We start from the raw sequence: 14,586 nt of genomic DNA on the forward strand, positions 1-14,586 counted from the left end.
AGCCCACCCCCGACGGCCCCGGCCCCGCCACCACGACCGAGTGACCCTGCTGGACGGCCTCCGCCTGAGCGTCACCACCCTGACGGTCCTGCCCATCCGCGGCGGCCGCGTGGACCGCGCGACCGCCGCCGTGGCCATGAGCGCCGCCCCCTTGGTCGGCGCCCTGCTCGGCGCGATCCTGGCGGCCCTGCTGTGGCTGCTGCGCGAGGCACACACCCCCCACCTGGTAGCCGCAGCCGTCACCGTCACCGCCGCCGCGCTGCTGAGCCGCGGCATGCACCTCGACGGCCTCGCCGACACCATCGACGCCCTCGGCTCCTACCGCCGAGGCGATGCGGCCCTCGACATCATGAAAAAGTCGGACATCGGCCCCTTCGGCGTAGCGGCCATCGCCGCCACCATGCTGATCCAAACCGCCACGCTCACCACCCTGTCCCCCACAGCCGTGATCGTCGCCTACACAGCAGGCCGCCTGGCCATCCCCCTGGCCTGCCGCCGAGGCATCCCCGCAGCCCGCCCCGAGGGTCTGGGCGCCCTGGTAGCCGGCACAGTCCCGCCAGCCATTACCCTGGCCGCCACAGCCGCCGTGACCATCGCCGCCGCCCTGCTGGCCCACCCTTGGCAGGGCCCCCTGGCGGTGGCCCTCTCCGCCTCCGCAGTCCTCCTCCTGCTCCGCCAGGCCAGACACCGCTTCAACGGCATAACCGGCGACGTCCTGGGCGCCTCGGTAGAGATAGCCACAACCATCGCCCTGATAGCCCTCACCCCGACGCTCTGACACCCTCTCCGGGCCCCGGCCGAGTGCAGGCAAAAGAGTGCGCGACGGGATGCCCAGCCGCGCCGCCCCGTCCATCGACCCGCGCCTGAGATTGCCGATGGACCAACGACGTGTGCCTGCCCGCCTGACTGCTGCGAGTCAGCAACCACCAACCCGCGCAACCGGCCTGGAATTGCCGATGGACCAACAACGAAGCGTGCCTGCGTGACCGATCTGCCCTGCCCGCACCACAGCGCGGCAGCGAACAACGACCCCAACGGCCGCAAGGGGACCACCCACGCCGACCCCGTTGCCGGCGGCGAGGGACCACCGCCTGGCCGTCAGTGGACACCAGGCAAGGTGGAGGGTCGGGGGTGCGCACTCTCGACGTAAAAGTGCTCCTCAGTCGTGAGTGCGCACCCCCGGCCCTCCACCGTCAACCGCAAGCAAGTCCAACCCACCCACCCGCCACCGTCAGGCGGAACCATTCCCCTGTGGACAACGCCGAGCGCGCGGCGCCGGGCCTGTGTATAACTCGGCTGAGCCGCTTGACAGCACCTAACCTGGGCGGTGGCCCCCGGGTGGGTGGGCCTGGTGGGTGGGCCTGGTGGGTGGGCCTGGTGGGTGGGCCTGGTGGGTGGGCCTGCTACGGAGGGCTCAGCGCACCGACGGCTGCACGAACGGCGGCTTCACCACTCGCGCCTCGATCCGCTTGCCCCTGATGTCGATCTGGACCAGGTCGCCGTCCGCCACGTTCGCGGCCGTGTCGATCAGGGCCAGGGCGATTCCCACCTTCTTCGTAGGCGAGAACGTCCCGCTGGTCGTCTCGCCGATGGCCTGCTCCCCCGCGTACACCCGCATGTGGCCTCGCGGGATGCCCCGCCCCGTCAGCTCCAGTCCGCGCAGCGTGCGCCTCGGTCCCGCTTCCTTCTCGGCCAGCAGCGCCGACCGCCCCCAGAACGCCGGCTTCTTCCAGCCGACCGCCCAGCCGGAGCGGGCCTGCACCGGGCTGATCTCCAGCGACAGCTCCTGGCCGTGCAGGGGGTAGCCCATCTCCGTGCGCAGGGTGTCCCGCGCTCCGAGCCCGCACGGCCGTACCCCCGCCGCGATCAGCGCGTCCCAGACCGCCTCCGCGTCCTCCCAGGGCACGACCAGCTCGTAGCCGTGCTCGCCCGTGTAGCCCGTGCGGCAGACGATCAGGCCGGCGCCGTTCAGGGTGGTGGTGACGAACGACATGTAGCCGTGGTCCGCCGGCAGGCCGAGCTTGCCGAGCACTGCCGCCGACTGCGGGCCCTGGACCGCCAGCACCGCGTACGCCTGGTGTTCGTCGGTGACCTCCACGCCTTCGGGGGCCGCCGCCGCGAGACGGCGTACGACCTCTGCCGTGTTCGCCGCGTTCGGGATGAGGAAGACCTCGTCGTCCGAGATCAGGTAGGCGATCAGGTCGTCGACCACGCCGCCGTCCTCCGCGCAGCACAGCGTGTACTGCGCCTTGCCCGGCTCGATGCGTCCCAGGTCGTTCGTGAGGCAGGCGTTCACGAACTCCGCCGCCCCGGCGCCTCGGACTCGCGCCTTGCCCAGGTGGGAGACGTCGAACACGCCCACCGCCTCGCGCACCGCCGCGTGCTCCTTCAGGACGCCGCCGCCCGCGTACTCCAGCGGCATCTCCCAGCCGCCGAAGGCGGCGAGCTTGGCACCCAGCGCGACGTGGCGCTCGTGCAGCGGAGAGCGGAAAAGGGCATCGGTGACCTCGGCAGACATGAGAGTCAACTTACCCGTGACCTTGCATGTGGTTAGAGTCGCGGGGACACCCCACACAGAACCAGCCGGTTGCTGCCCATGAGGCGCCCGGCCCCGATAGTCCGCGGAGAGCCCGAGTGAGCCAGCCCAGCCTCAGCCTGGTCGACACCGACCCGGCCGAATTGGCCGTCGACGCCATCGTCATCGGTCTCCACAGCCAGCCCGACGAGGGCGGCGCCCTGCTTCCGGCCGCCGGCGCCGAGAGCATCGCCGCCGCGTTCGACGGCAAGCTCACCTCGACGCTCGCCCTGCTGGGCGCGAGTGGCGCCCCCGGCGAGGTGACCAAGCTCGCCACTCTCGGCACGATCAGCGCTCCGCTCGTCGTCGCCGTCGGCCTCGGTGACGAGCCCTCCGGTTCCGCGCCGAACCTCGAGACGTTGCGCCGTGGCACCGGCGCCGCCGTGCGCGCGCTCGCCGGCAGCGGCACTGTCGCGCTGGCCCTGCCGCTGCCCGACGACGCGGACGCGCCCACCGTGCTGCGCGCGATCCTCGAGGGCGCGCTCCTCGGGTCGTACAGGTTCGCCGGCTACAAGACCAAGCCGCAGCCGCGGCGCCGGGAGCCGGTCGCCGCGCTCCAGGTGCACGTGCCGGACGCGACCGACGCCGCCGCGTCCGCCGAGGTGACCCGCGCCGAGGCGGTGGCCCGCAGCGTGCGCCTGACCCGCGACTGGGTCAACATGCCGCCGAACGAGCTGCGCCCGCCGCAGTTCGCCGACGCCGTGGTCGCGGCGGCCAAGGGCACCGGGCTCGAGGTCGAGGTGCTCGACTTCGACGAGCTCAAGGCGGGCGGCTACGGCGGCATCGTGGCCGTGGGGCAGGGGTCCGAGGCGAAGCCGCGGCTGGTGAAGCTGACCTACGTGCCCGAGGGGGTCGCCGACCCGGCCCGGGTGGCGCTGGTCGGCAAGGGCATCACGTTCGACACGGGCGGCATCAGCATCAAGCCGGCCGCCGGCATGTGGGAGATGAAGTCGGACATGGCCGGCGCGGCCGCGGTCGGCGCCACCATGCTGGCGATCGCCGCGCTCAAGCCGCCGGTCGCGGTCAGCGGCTATCTGGCGATCGCCGAGAACATGCCGTCGGGTTCGGCGTACCGGCCGGGCGACGTGCTGACGATGTTCAACGGCAAGCGGGTCGAGATCTTCAACACCGACGCCGAGGGCCGGCTGGTGCTGGCCGACGCGATCGCGCGGGCCTGCGCGGACGGCACCGACTACGTGCTGGAGGCGTCCACGCTCACCGGCGGCCAGGTGATCTCGCTGGGCAAGCGGATCTCCGGCCTGATGGGCTCCGAGGGCGCGATCGAGCTGGTCAAGGCGGCGGGCGACGCGGTCGGCGAGCCGGTCTGGCCGATGCCGCTGCCGGAGGAGGTCCGCAAGGGCATGGAGTCGGACATCGCCGACATCTCGCAGACGAACACGAACCTCGACCGGGCCGGGCACATGCTCCAGGGCGGTGTGTTCCTGCGCGAGTTCGTGGCCGAGGGCGTCGAGTGGGCGCACATCGACATCGCCGGGCCGAGCTACCACACCGGCGAGGCCACGGGTTATTGGTCGAAGGGCGGCACGGGTGTCCCGGTGCGCACCTTCCTGGCCGCTATCGACAGCCTGAGCTGACGGTTCACCGGGGGGTTTCGGGACGGTACGCCCCGGAGCCCCCGGGGTCGCGGCCGAGCTTCTTCTGCCGCGCGTTGTAGTCGCGCATGCGCTGCGGATAGCCCATCAGCCGGATGTCGTAGATCGGGACGCTCAGCTGGTGGGCCCAGCGCCGGGCGATCTCGGGCGATTCGGTCCGTCGGCGGGTCCACTCGCCGTCGTGTGCGACAAGCAATACGGTGGTTTCGGTCACCGTGGTGCGGGGTTCGATGAAGGCCTCGACCCCGCGACGGCTGCGGACGAACTCCGCGAGATACTCAAGATCGGCACGGTCAACCGGCCGTCCGGCCGCCCGACGCGGTTCCCGGCTCCGCCGAAACCAGGCCACACCCGCTCCTCACGCTCATCGGTGACGCAAGAGTACGTCGAGCGGGCATGACTGTGGGGAACCTGGCTGCATCGATCGGTTCCACAAGTGACAAGATGGCCTGGACATACTGTGACCGTTTCCATTGTGTGACCCGCATGGCAACGACGCGAACACTGGAGTCAACGTGAGCCAGCCGAACGGCGGAAACTTCGACATCGTCATTCTCGGCGCCGGTAGCGGCGGGTATGCTGCCGCCCTGCGCGCGGCCGAGCTCGACCTTTCCGTCGCGTTGATCGACAAGGCCGAGCTGGGCGGCACCTGCCTGCACCGCGGCTGCATCCCGACCAAGGCGCTGCTGCACGCCGCCGAGATCGCCGACCAGACGCGCGAGAGCGAGCAGTTCGGTGTCAAGGCCGACCTCGTCGGCATCGACATGGCGGGCGTGAACGCGTACAAGGACGGTGTCGTCTCCCGCCTGTACAAGGGCCTGACCGGCCTGCTGAAGCAGGACAAGATCACGATCGTGGCCGGCGAGGGCAAGCTCGTCGGCAAGGACACCGTCGAGGTCAACGGCCGGCGTTACACCGGCCGCAACGTCATCCTGGCCACCGGCTCCTACTCGCGCACGATTCCCGGCCTCGAGATCGACGGCACGCGGGTCATCGCCAGCGAGCACGCCCTGAAGCTCGACCGCGTGCCTTCCTCCGCGATCGTGCTGGGCGGCGGCGTCATCGGCGTCGAGTTCGCCAGCGTGTGGAAGTCGTTCGGCGCCGACGTCACCATCATCGAGGCGCTCCCCCGGCTCGTCGCGGCCGAGGACGAGGAGATCTCCAAGGCGGTCGAGCGCGCGTTCCGCAAGCGTAAGATCAACTTCAAGGTCGGCAAGCCGTTCGAGAAGGTCGAGCACACCGAGAACGGCGTGCGCGCCACCATCGCCGGCGGCGAGACCGTCGAGGCCGAGGTGCTGCTGGTCGCGGTCGGCCGCGGCCCGACGACCGCCAACCTCGGCTACGAGGAGCAGGGCATCACGATCGACCGGGGCTTCGTCATCACCAACGAGCGCCTGCACACCGGCGTCGGCAACATCTACGCCGTCGGCGACATCGTGCCCGGTCTCCAGCTCGCGCACCGCGGTTTCCAGCAGGGCATCTTCGTCGCCGAGGAGATCGCCGGCCGCAACCCGGCCCCCATCGACGAGGCCGGCATCCCGCGCGTGACCTACTGCGACCCCGAGGTCGCCTCGATGGGCCTCACCGAGGCCAAGGCCAAGGAGAAGTACGGCGCTGACAAGATCACGTCGTACAACTACAACCTCGGCGGCAACGGCAAGAGCCAGATCCTCAAGACCGCGGGCTTCGTCAAGCTGGTACGCCTCAACGACGGCCCCGTGCTCGGCGTGCACATGGTCGGCGCCCGCATGGGCGAGCTGGTCGGCGAGGCCCAGCTGATCTACAACTGGGAGGCGTTCCCGGAGGAGGTCGCCCAGCTGGTCCACGCGCACCCCACGCAGAACGAGGCGCTGGGTGAGGCGTTCCTCGCGCTCGCCGGCAAGCCCCTGCACGCACACAGCTGATCGTCGTCAAAGAAGCGGTTAAGGAGTACTGAGACATGCCGGTATCGGTCACCATGCCGCGGCTGGGTGAGAGCGTCACCGAAGGCACCGTCACGCGCTGGCTGAAGCAGGAGGGCGAGCGCGTCGAGGCCGACGAGCCGCTCCTCGAGGTCTCGACCGACAAGGTCGACACCGAGATCCCCTCGCCGGCCGCCGGCGTCCTCACCCGGATCGTCGTGGGCGAGGACGAGACGGCCGACGTCGGCAGCGAGCTCGCGGTCATCGCCGGTGACGGCGAGGACGCCGGAGCCGCCGAGCCCGCACCCGCCGCCCCGGCGCAGCAGCAGCCGGAGCCCGAGCCCGCCGCGCCGACCACCCCGTCGACCGAGAAGCCGGTCGAGCAGGAGCAGCCCGCGCCGCAGACGGCCGCGTCCTCGTCCGACGGCGTCGCGGTCAAGATGCCCGCGCTGGGCGAGAGCGTCACCGAGGGCACCGTCACCCGCTGGCTCAAGCAGGTCGGCGAGACGGTCGAGGTGGACGAGCCGCTGCTCGAGGTCTCCACCGACAAGGTCGACACCGAGATCCCGTCGCCGGTCGCGGGCACCGTGCTCGAGATCAAGGTGCAGGAGGACGAGACCGCCGACGTCGGCGCCGACCTCGCGATCATCGGTTCGGCCGACGCGAAGCCGGCCGCTCCCGCCCCGGCCCCCGAGGCGCCCAAGCAGGAGGCCCCTAAGCAGGAGGCCCCCAAGCAGGAGGCTCCGGCCCCGCAGCAGCCGGCCGCGCCGCAGATAGAGTCGAAGCCGGCTCCGGACTTCGGCACCGGCGGCGAGTCGTACGCGGACCCGGCGCCCGAGGCCGAGGTGGCCAAGGACCCGTCGGCCGCCGAGCGCAACGCGGAGCCGGCAGCGCCGAGCCCGTCGCGCGAAGAGGTCCAGGGCAACGGTGCCGGCGACGCCGGTTACGTCACCCCGCTGGTGCGCAAGCTGGCCGCCGAGAAGGGCGTCGACCTGTCGAGCCTGACCGGCACCGGCGTGGGCGGCCGCATCCGCAAGCAGGACGTGCTCGACGCCGCCGAGAAGGCCGCCGCGGCCAAGGCGGCGCCGGCCCCCGCCGCCGCCCCGCAGAAGGCACCGGCCGCCAAGCCGGCCACCCCGGCGCCGAGCCCGCTGCGCGGCCGCACCGAGAAGCTGACCCGCACCCGCGCGACGATCGCCCGCCGCATGGTCGAGTCGCTGCAGATCTCGGCCCAGCTGACCACCGTCGTCGAGGTCGACGTCACCAAGATCGCCCAGCTGCGCAACAAGGCCAAGGCCGACTTCCTCGCCAAGAACGGCGTCAAGCTCAGCTTCCTGCCGTTCTTCGCGCTGGCCGCGGTCGAGGCGCTGCGCCAGCACCCGGTGGTCAACTCCTCGATCGACCTCGAGGCGGGCACCGTCACCTACCACGACACCGAGCACCTCGGCATCGCGGTCGACACCCCCAAGGGCCTGATCGTTCCGGTGATCAAGGACGCCGGCGACCTCAACCTGGCCGGCCTGGCCAAGCGGATCGCCGACGTCGCCGACCGCACCCGGAACAACAAGATCGGCCCGGACGAGATCTCGGGCGGCACGTTCACGCTGACCAACACGGGCAGCCGGGGCGCGCTCTTCGACACGCCGATCATCAACCAGCCGCAGGTCGGCATCCTCGGCACCGGCTCGGTGGTCAAGCGCGCCGTGGTCATCGACGACCCCGAGCTGGGCGAGATCATCGTCCCGCGCTCGATGGTCTACCTGGCCCTCAGCTACGACCACCGCATCGTGGACGGCGCGGACGCCGCCCGCTTCCTGGTCACGCTGAAGGAGCGCCTCGAGGGCGGCCACTTCGAGGGCGACCTCGGACTCGCCTGATCCTGTTCCACCGGACGGCCCGCTCGATCACGAGCGGGCCGTCCGCGTTTTGAACGGGTTCGAGGCGGGGCATGATGGAACGCATGCGGATCCTCATGGCCGGCGCGTCCGGCTATCTCGGCACGCCGCTCGCGCAGCGGCTGCGCGACGCCGGTCACGACGTCACCCGGCTGGTCCGCCGGCCGGCTGAGCGGCCCGGCGAGGCGACCTGGCAGCCGTCGCAGGGTCAGCTCGACCCCGCCGTGGTCGCGGGCCACGACGTGGTCGTCAACCTCGCCGGCGCCAACCTCGGCGACAAGCGCTGGACCGCCCGCTACAAGAGCGTGCTGCGCGCCAGCCGCGTCGACACCACCGGCACGATCGCCCGGGTGATCAGCGGCCTGCCCGAGGCCGACCGTCCGCGCACCCTGCTGCAGGTCTCCGGCGTCGGCTGGTACGGCGACACGGGCGACACCCCGGTCACCGAGGAGGCGCCCGCCGGCAACACGTTCATCGCCGACCTCAGCCGCGTCTGGGAGGCCGCCGCCCGGCCCGCGGAGGACGCCGGCACCCGCGTCGTGCTGCTGCGCACCGCGCCGACCCTGGGCAAGGACGGCAGCATCCTCAAACCGCTGCTGCCGCTGTTCAAGCTCGGCGCGGGGGCAAAGCTGGGCAGCGGCAAGCAGTGGATGCCGTGGGCGGCGCTGGCCGACTGGTTCGGCGCGGTCGAGTTCCTGATGGAGCGCGACGACATCGCCGGCCCGGTCAACGTGGTCGGCCCCGAGCTCGTCACGAACGCCGAGTTCACCCGTACGCTCGCCCGGATTCTCCATCGGCCGGCGCTGTTCTTCGTTCCCGGCCCGGCCATGGATCTCGCGCTGGGCGAGCTGGCCGCCGAGGCGCGGCGCAGTCAGCGGGTCGTTCCCGCAGTCCTGCAGAAAGCCGGATTCCAATGGACATATCCGACAGTCGCCTCGGCCCTGCATGCCGCCCTCGGCACCGAAGCGGCCGCATCGCACTGATCGACGGCCGGCCCTTGCTAACCTGCCGCTGATGTCCGTCGCCGCCCCCACCACCCCGTCCGCAGCAGATCGACCGGCAGCCCCCGACGCCCGCAAGGCGACGCGGCGGCGCCGTTCCCATCTGCTGGTCGCCCTTGTCTCCCTCGCCCTCGGCCTCTACGTCACCGCCGGCCTGTGGGAGAACCCGTTCCGGCACGGCGTCGCCGACAACCTCGGCGACCAGGCCTTCTTCGAGTGGGTGCTGGCGTACGGCGTGCACCTGCTCCAGCACGGCGGCGACCCCTTCTTCACCCACCTCATGAACGTGCCGGACGGCGTCAACCTCGCCGCCAACACCTCGATCACGGTGTACGCGATCCTGTTCGCCCCGCTCACCATGCTCGCCGGGCCGCAGATCTCGTTCGTCACGATCCTCACGCTCAACCTGGCCGGCTCCGCCTTCGCCTGGTACCTGTTCCTCGGCCGCTGGGTGACGCCCCACCGGGTCGCGGCGGCGGTCGGGGGGCTCTTCGCCGGTTTCGCGCCCGGCTTCATCGCGCACGCCAACGGGCACCTCAACTGGACGTCCGGCTGGATCGCGCCGCTGGTGCTCTGGCAGCTGCTGCGCATGCGCGACCAGCGACACTGGGTGCGCAACGGGCTGCTGCTCGGCGTCCTGCTGGCCCTGGGCTTCTCGATCGCCGCCGAAGGGCTGTTCTTCACCGCGCTGGCCGGTGGGCTCTTCGTGATCGTGTGGGGGCTCGGGAAGCCGAACCGGGCGGAGACGCGGGCGCTGCTGCCGAAGTTCCTCGGGTCGCTCGGGCTCACCGCGGTGGTGGCGGGCGCGCTGCTGGCGTACCCGCTCTACATGCACTTCGCCGGGCCGCAGACGTTCAAGGGGACCGGGTTCAACCAGCGGCACTACTCCGAGGACGTCGCGTCGTACTTCGCCTTCGCGGACCGGTCGGTCGCGGCGGGGCTGGGGCTCGGCAACGATCTCGCGCCCAACCCGACGGAGGAGACGTCCTTCTTCGGCGTACCGCTGATGCTCTTGATGATCGGCTCTCTGGTCATGCTGTGGCGGCGGGCCGGCGAGCGGCGGCGCGCGACTTTGCGGGCGCTGATCGTGGTGGCCGTGGTCTTCTTCGTCGTGTCGCTCGGGCCGCGGCTGCGGTGGTTCGGCCAGGAGGAGCCGATCCCGCTGCTCTACGCGCTGCTGCAGAAGCTGCCGCTGTTCGACTCGGCGCTGCCGCTGCGGTTCGCGCTGGTGCTGGTCGGCGTCTTCGCCGTCGTGCTGGCGCTGGTCGTCGACCGGCTGCTCGCGTCGTCGCGCAAGCCGTCGCAGAAGAGGGCGATGACCGCCGCGCTCGCGCTCGCCCTGGTGCCGATCTTCCCGCTGCCGCTGCTCTACCGGGAACGGGCGCCGGAGCCCACGTTCATCAGCAGCGGGGCGTGGAAGCAGTACGCGGCCGACGGCGGCACGATCAGCACGCTGCCCTTCGCGATCAACGTGGCCGCCGACGGGCAGCGCTGGCAGGCGTACACGATGGCCCGAGCCGGCGACGAGTTCCGCATCACCGGCGGCTACTTCCTCGGCCCCGACGTGCAGGGCGCGCAGGGGCCGGGGCGCATCGGCGCGCTGCCGCGCCAGACCGACTGGCTGTTCCTGCGGGCCGCCCTGTACGGCTACATCGCCGACCTGGACAACTGGGACCGCGCCGCGGCCCGGGCCGACTTCCAGCGCTGGGGCCTCACGGCGGTCTACCTGCCGGACGGCGAGATCACCGGCCCGGAGGGGCCGCTCTTCCGCCAGGCCGTCGAGATCACCGCGACCGACCTGCTCGGCCCGCCCGAGCACGTCGAGGACGCCCTGGTGTGGCGCATCAGGCCCGGAGTGGATCCCCTCGACCGGTAAGGGCAGCAGTACGGTGGAGCCGTGACAACACCTACGCTCACCGTGCTGCGGCCCGGGCTCGTCGACTACCGCGTGGCCTGGGACGAGCAGCGCCGCCTGCACGACGCCGTGGTGGAGGGCACCCAGCCCGACACCGTGCTGCTGCTGGAGCACCCCAGCGTCCTCACGGCCGGCAAGCGCACCGAGCCCGCCGACCTCCCGATCGACGGCACGCCCGTGGTCGAGGTCGACCGCGGCGGCAAGATCACGTGGCACGGTCCGGGCCAGCTCGTCGGCTACCCGATCCTCAAGCTGGCCGACCCGATCGACGTGGTGGCCTACGTACGCCGCACCGAGCAGATGCTGATCGACGTCTGCGCCGAGTTCGGCGTCGTCGCCGCGCGCTCCGCGATCCCCGGCCGCAGCGGCGCCTGGGTCCTCGCCGACGACCGCGGCCCCGACCGCAAGATCGCCGCGATCGGCATCCGGGTGGCGCGCGGCGTGACCCAGCACGGGTTCGCCATCAACTGCGACTGCGACCTCGCCAACTTCGACCGGTTCACCCCGTGCGGCATCCGCGACGCGGGCGTCACCTCGCTCAGCGCCGAGCTCGGCCGCGACGTGCCGGTGGCGGAGGTGCTGCCCGTGGTGGAGCGGCACCTGCGTACCCTGCTCTGATGCCTCTCTATCGAAACCCGCAGGACAAGCGGGTCTTCGTGCCCAAGAAGGGCGGCGGGGTGGTCCTGAACTTCGGCCACCCCATCGCCTGGACGATCCTCATTCTGATGACGATCGTCCCCTTCGTGATCGTCGCCGCGGTGACGATCGCCTACTTCGTCTAAGGCATGACCGGCGTCTAGGGCGTCACCCGGTGCAGGTCGCGCGGAAACGCGGTGACCTCGCGGACGTTCGCGGTCTCGGTCAGCCGGGCCACGAAGCGCTCCAGGCCGATCGCCCAGCCGCCGTGCGGCGGCATCCCGTAGCGGAAGCCGTCCAGGTATCCCTCGTACGGCTCGGCGCGCTCGCCCCGCAAGGCCAGCGCCGCCACGTAGTCCTCGTACCGGTGCAGCCGCTGCCCGCCGGTGACGATCTCGAGGCCGCGGAAGAGCAGGTCGAACCCGTTCGAGTACGTGGGGTCGGCCGGGTCCGGGTGGGTGTAGAACGGCCGCTTGCGCATCGGGTAGCCGGTCACGTACACGAACTCGGACCCGTGCTCGCGCAGCGCCCACTCCCCCAGCGCGCGCTCGTGCGCCGGCGCCAGGTCGGGCTCGTCAGCGGGCGCCCCGGCGATCTTCAGGGCCTCGCTGAAGTGCACCGCCGGGATCTCACCCGGCACGTCCGGCGTCGGCTCTCCGGTCCGGGCCGTGATGGTCTGCATCATCACCGCCAGCGTCCGCGTCAGGGCCGCCATCACGTCCCGATGGTCCTCGATGAAGCCCATCTCGGCGTCGAGCGACGTGTATTGCGACAGGTGGCGCGCCGTGTCGCTCGGCTCGGCCCGGAAGACCGGACCCACCTCGAAGACCCGCTCGAAGACGCCGACCATGAGCTGCTTGTAGAACTGCGGCGACTGCGCCAGATAGGCGGGCCGTCCGAAGTAGTCGAGCCGGAACACGTTCGCGCCGGACTCCGTCGCCGACGCCACGATCTTGGGCGTCTGGATCTCGACGAACCGCTGCTCGCTCAGGGCCGCGCGGAAACCCGCGGTCGCCGCGGCGGCGATCCTCAGCGCGGCCCGGCGGGCCGGATGCCGCAGCGCCAGCGCCGCGTGGTCGAGCTGGGTGGGCAGGCTCGCGCTCAGCTCGGGGCGGTGCAGTTCAAAGGGCAGTTGTACGGTCACCGCGCTCAGCACGCGGATCGCCGGCCCGGTCAGCTCGACGCCGCCGGGCGCCTGCTCGTTGGGCGTGACCGTGGCGACGACCTCGACCACGCTCTCCTCGGTGAGCTCCTCGAGCCGGGCGCGGGTCGCCGGGTCGGTCACGACGACCTGGCTGATGCCCTCGGCGTCCCGGACGATCAGGAAGGCCACCGACTTGAGCAGGCGGCGGCGGTGGATCCAGCCGGCGATCGTCACGGTCTCGTGGACGTGCGCGGCCAGGTGGGCGGAGAGGATGCGTTGCATGGCGGGTGCCTCCTCTGGTGTCTGCAACGCGGCCCCAGGGAGGTGTGGGCGAGCGGGATCCTCGCGGTGCCACCACACCTTCGCGCTCTTGCGAACGCCTCTTGTCCTGCAACGGCTCAGGAGTGTCTTCGCGCCCCGGCGATCGGGCCACCTTCACAGCTGCCGGTGGCTCTCTCGGCCGTCGGATCGGGGCGGTACTCGGTTCCGTCAGCGCCGTCCGCTGGACGTTAACACCAGGCGTCGAAGAGGCGAAAGCGCATTTACACGTTTCATGTGAGCGCAGTCACATCAGCCGCCACGTGAGCCTCGTCGCCCCTGTCTAGGCAGCGACCTATACAGGCGTAATCTCGGGGCTGTGACTATTGCTCCCGAGGGCCGCCGCATGCTGCGCATCGAAGCGCGCAACGCCGAAACTCCCATCGAGCGAAAGCCGCCGTGGATCAAGGTCAAGGCCAAGATGGGCCCGGAATACACGCAGATGCGCGGCCTGGTGCAAAAGGAAGGGCTGCACACGGTCTGCCAGGAGGCGGGCTGTCCCAACATCTACGAGTGCTGGGAAGATCGCGAGGCGACGTTCCTGATCGGCGGCGACCAGTGCACCCGCCGGTGCGACTTCTGCCAGATCGACACGGGCAAGCCGGCGGAGTTCGACGCCGACGAGCCGCGCCGGGTCGGCGAGTCCGTCGCCACCATGGGCCTGCGCTACGCCACGGTGACCGGTGTCGCCCGCGACGACCTGCCCGACGGCGGCGCCTGGCTCTACGCCGAGACCGTCCGCCAGATCCACAAGCTCCAGCCCGGCTGCGGCGTCGAGCTGCTCATCCCCGACTTCAACGCCGACCCGGCCCAGCTGGCCGAGGTCTTCGGCGCGACGCCCGAGGTGCTCGCCCACAACGTCGAGACGGTCCCGCGCATCTTCAAGCGCATCCGCCCCGGCTTCCGCTACGAGCGCTCCCTCGACGTCATCACCCAGGCCCGCGCGGCCGGCCTGGTGACCAAGAGCAACCTGATCCTCGGCATGGGCGAGGAGCGCTCCGAGATCTCCCAGGCCCTCCGCGACCTGCACGCGGCCGGCTGCGAGCTGATCACCATCACGCAGTACCTGCGCCCGACCCCGCGCCACCACCCCGTCGAGCGCTGGGTCAAGCCCGAGGAGTTCGTCGAGCTGCGCGAGGAGGCCGAGCAGATCGGTTTCTCCGGCGTGATGAGCGGCCCGCTGGTCCGCTCGTCCTACCGGGCCGGCCGCCTCTACCAGCAGGCCCTGGACGCCCGTAAGTAACTCGTTTCTCCGCGATGCCCCGGCCCCTCATCGGCCGGGGCATCGCCGTTCTTAGCCGAACGGCCTGTGGTGTTCCCCGCCGTCCGCAACTCTGTCCCGCGCGCCGCAAATCGCCCTAACCTGGTCTATCGGGGTGTTTCGCATCGCCCGAACTGGGGGGCTCGGCCGTGCTGCATGGGTTCATGGTTCTCTTCGCCGTGGCGGCCGGTTTCGCGCCCGCATCCTTCGCGGCCGCGCCCGCCCCTCTCGCGGCCGCGCCAGTTGTGGCCACCCCCGCGATAGTCGCGCCCTTGGCGGCCGTGCCCTTGGCCGCCGCGCCCGCGGTGACCGTGCCCTTGGCCGCCC

12 protein-coding genes are annotated in these 14,586 nt (G+C 71.3%); 9 read left to right on the forward strand and 3 right to left on the reverse strand.

Annotated elements, in window-relative coordinates; translation table 11 throughout:
• Positions 1-40 precede the first annotated feature (40 nt).
• On the forward strand, positions 41-778 hold the full coding sequence (locus Ade02nite_RS34055) for an adenosylcobinamide-GDP ribazoletransferase (protein ID WP_307871244.1): 738 nt from the start codon (positions 41-43) through the stop codon (positions 776-778).
• 636 nt (positions 779-1,414) lie between these two features.
• Here the strand turns inward: Ade02nite_RS34055 and gcvT are convergent.
• Positions 1,415-2,518 carry a glycine cleavage system aminomethyltransferase GcvT gene (gcvT, locus tag Ade02nite_RS34060; protein WP_203772817.1) on the reverse strand — a complete coding sequence of 368 codons (1,104 nt, stop codon included), beginning with the start codon at positions 2,516-2,518 and terminating at the stop codon, positions 1,415-1,417.
• A 116-nt stretch (positions 2,519-2,634) separates the two neighbouring features.
• Here gcvT and Ade02nite_RS34065 point away from each other — a divergent pair, with 116 nt between their 5' ends.
• On the forward strand, positions 2,635-4,170 hold the full coding sequence (locus Ade02nite_RS34065) for a leucyl aminopeptidase (protein ID WP_203772819.1): 1,536 nt from the start codon (positions 2,635-2,637) through the stop codon (positions 4,168-4,170).
• Positions 4,171-4,174: 4 nt separating this feature from the next.
• On the opposite strand, the gene Ade02nite_RS34070 is transcribed toward Ade02nite_RS34065, so the two are convergent.
• The gene (locus Ade02nite_RS34070) at positions 4,175-4,537 is read right to left on the reverse strand and encodes a hypothetical protein (RefSeq protein WP_203772821.1); all 363 of its coding nucleotides are present in this window, start codon (positions 4,535-4,537) and stop codon (positions 4,175-4,177) included.
• A gap of 166 nt (positions 4,538-4,703) precedes the next feature.
• Here Ade02nite_RS34070 and lpdA point away from each other — a divergent pair, with 166 nt between their 5' ends.
• From lpdA to Ade02nite_RS34100, 6 genes are all read left to right on the forward strand, one after another.
• Positions 4,704-6,092 (forward strand): dihydrolipoyl dehydrogenase, encoded by a 1,389-nt coding sequence (gene lpdA / locus Ade02nite_RS34075; protein WP_203772823.1) that lies wholly within the window; start codon positions 4,704-4,706, stop codon positions 6,090-6,092.
• Between the two features lie 35 nt (positions 6,093-6,127).
• A complete protein-coding gene (gene sucB / locus Ade02nite_RS34080; RefSeq protein ID WP_203772825.1) occupies positions 6,128-7,966 on the forward strand; it encodes a 2-oxoglutarate dehydrogenase, E2 component, dihydrolipoamide succinyltransferase in 1,839 nt (612 codons plus the stop codon).
• Between the two features lie 83 nt (positions 7,967-8,049).
• The gene (locus tag Ade02nite_RS34085; protein WP_203772827.1) at positions 8,050-8,967 is read left to right on the forward strand and encodes a TIGR01777 family oxidoreductase; all 918 of its coding nucleotides are present in this window, start codon (positions 8,050-8,052) and stop codon (positions 8,965-8,967) included.
• 31 nt (positions 8,968-8,998) lie between these two features.
• Positions 8,999-10,861: a DUF6311 domain-containing protein gene (locus tag Ade02nite_RS34090; protein WP_203772830.1), complete on the forward strand. Its 1,863-nt coding sequence runs from the start codon at positions 8,999-9,001 to the stop codon at positions 10,859-10,861.
• Between the two features lie 21 nt (positions 10,862-10,882).
• Positions 10,883-11,518 (forward strand): lipoyl(octanoyl) transferase LipB, encoded by a 636-nt coding sequence (gene lipB / locus Ade02nite_RS34095; protein WP_203772832.1) that lies wholly within the window; start codon positions 10,883-10,885, stop codon positions 11,516-11,518.
• The gene (locus tag Ade02nite_RS34100; RefSeq protein WP_203772834.1) at positions 11,518-11,682 is read left to right on the forward strand and encodes a peptide ABC transporter substrate-binding protein; all 165 of its coding nucleotides are present in this window, start codon (positions 11,518-11,520) and stop codon (positions 11,680-11,682) included. Before lipB ends, Ade02nite_RS34100 begins: the two co-directional genes overlap by 1 nt.
• A 14-nt stretch (positions 11,683-11,696) precedes the next feature.
• On the opposite strand, the gene aspS is transcribed toward Ade02nite_RS34100, so the two are convergent.
• Positions 11,697-12,962, reverse strand: a complete 1,266-nt coding sequence (aspS, locus tag Ade02nite_RS34105) for an aspartate--tRNA(Asn) ligase (protein ID WP_203772836.1) — start codon at positions 12,960-12,962, stop codon at positions 11,697-11,699.
• A 382-nt stretch (positions 12,963-13,344) separates the two neighbouring features.
• Here aspS and lipA point away from each other — a divergent pair, with 382 nt between their 5' ends.
• Positions 13,345-14,241 carry a lipoyl synthase gene (gene lipA, locus Ade02nite_RS34110; RefSeq protein ID WP_203772841.1) on the forward strand — a complete coding sequence of 299 codons (897 nt, stop codon included), beginning with the start codon at positions 13,345-13,347 and terminating at the stop codon, positions 14,239-14,241.
• Positions 14,242-14,586 lie beyond the last annotated feature (345 nt).

Origin of the sequence: Paractinoplanes deccanensis (assembly GCF_016862115.1) — a bacterium.
Lineage (GTDB): Bacteria > Actinomycetota > Actinomycetes > Mycobacteriales > Micromonosporaceae > Actinoplanes > Actinoplanes deccanensis.

Bases quoted from the DNA above. Each gene is read 5' to 3' on its own strand.
- Ade02nite_RS34085 (WP_203772827.1), top strand. From the start codon at position 8,050: ATGCGGATCCTCATGGCCGGCGCGTCCGGCTATCTCGGCACGCCGCTC.
- lipA (WP_203772841.1), top strand. From the start codon at position 13,345: ATGCTGCGCATCGAAGCGCGCAACGCCGAAACTCCCATCGAGCGAAAG.
- gcvT (WP_203772817.1), bottom strand. From the start codon at position 2,518: ATGTCTGCCGAGGTCACCGATGCCCTTTTCCGCTCTCCGCTGCACGAG.
- aspS (WP_203772836.1), bottom strand. From the start codon at position 12,962: ATGCAACGCATCCTCTCCGCCCACCTGGCCGCGCACGTCCACGAGACC.
- Ade02nite_RS34100 (WP_203772834.1), top strand. From the start codon at position 11,518: ATGCCTCTCTATCGAAACCCGCAGGACAAGCGGGTCTTCGTGCCCAAG.
- Ade02nite_RS34090 (WP_203772830.1), top strand. From the start codon at position 8,999: ATGTCCGTCGCCGCCCCCACCACCCCGTCCGCAGCAGATCGACCGGCA.
- sucB (WP_203772825.1), top strand. From the start codon at position 6,128: ATGCCGGTATCGGTCACCATGCCGCGGCTGGGTGAGAGCGTCACCGAA.